Source organism: Alteromonas sp. C1M14, from assembly GCF_018860965.1.
Taxonomy (GTDB): Bacteria; Pseudomonadota; Gammaproteobacteria; order Enterobacterales; family Alteromonadaceae; genus Alteromonas.
On record NZ_JAHKQF010000003.1, the window covers coordinates 1 to 801 of the forward strand.

Here is an 801-nt window from a genome sequence, read left to right on the forward strand (position 1 = left end):
CGCTGGTACTGACGGAGGCCACATTGCCGGCGCTGTCGAGCACCGATACATTCACATCCAACAAGCCTTCGGCGGCATCGGCGGGCAGTTCAATGGCAAAGGTGCCATCCGGCAATACGTCAGTGGTAAAAGTCTGAGTAACGTCGTCACTGTCAGTCACTTCAATGTTGATCGAAGCGCCAATTTCATCGCATGTGCCACTGATGATAGGCGTGGCGCTGTTTAAGTTAGAAAGGGCATCTAGGTTTAATACCGGCAAGGTTAAATCAATTAAGCCGCTGGTGCTTACCGAGGCCACATTGCCGGCGCTGTCGAGCACCGATACATTCACATCCAACAAGCCTTCTGCAGCATCGGCGGGCAGTTCAATGGCAAAGGTGCCATCCGGCAATACGTCAGTGGTAAAAGTCTGGGTAACCTCGTCACTGTCAGTCACTTCGATGTTGATCGAAGCGCCAATTTCATCGCAGGTCCCGCTGATAATGGGCGTAGCGCTGTTAAGGTTAGAAAGGGCGTCTAGGTTTAATACCGGTAAGGTTAAGTCAATTAAACCGCTGGTACTGACGGAGGCGACATTGCCGGCGCTATCCAAGACGGATACATTCACATCCAATAGCCCTTCGGCGGCATCGGCAGGCAGCGCAATGGAAAACGTCCCATCCGGCAATACGTCGGTAGTAAAAGTCTGAGTGACGTCGTCGCTGTCGGTTACTTCGATGGTGATCGAGGCACCAATTTCATCGCACGTGCCGCTAATGATAGGGGTGGCACTGTTTAAGTTGGAAAGGGCGTCCAGGTTTA

At 52.4% G+C, this 801-nt stretch carries 1 protein-coding gene; it reads right to left on the bottom strand.

Features of this window, described 5'->3' with window-relative positions:
- Positions 1 to 801: Ig-like domain-containing protein (locus KO501_RS03130; RefSeq protein WP_216028206.1), on the bottom strand; the 801-nt coding region annotated here is incomplete at both ends.